1 protein-coding gene is annotated in these 277 nt (G+C 67.9%); it reads left to right on the top strand.

Annotated features, from left to right (window positions below; all coding sequences use genetic code 11):
• The coding region (locus H2O73_RS23955; protein WP_497997518.1) for a P-type ATPase actuator domain-containing protein at window positions 1-277 on the top strand (277 nt) is incomplete at both ends.

The raw sequence follows: 277 nt of genomic DNA, 5'->3' as shown, positions 1-277 counted from the left end.
CTGCGGGTCATCGCGTCCTATGGGCTGCGCATTCAGGAAGCAGTGCTGACCGGCGAGTCCGTCCCGGTCGACAAGTCGACAACGCCGGTCGATCAGGACGCGTCGCTGGGTGACCGCCGGTCGATGGCGTTCAGCGGCGCGCTTGTCGCGGCCGGTGCCGGCCGAGGCATTGTTGTCGCAACCGGAACCGAAACCGAGATCGGCCGCATCAGCGGGATGCTGGAAACGGTCGAGACGACGACCACGCCGCTCCTGCGGCAGATGGAGGGCTTCGCGC

Source organism: Vibrio marinisediminis, from assembly GCF_014050145.1.
Taxonomy (GTDB): domain Bacteria; phylum Pseudomonadota; class Gammaproteobacteria; order Enterobacterales; family Vibrionaceae; genus Vibrio; species Vibrio marinisediminis.
Note: the sequence above shows the minus strand (reverse complement) of the source record. Positions and strands in the feature narration are given on the sequence as shown.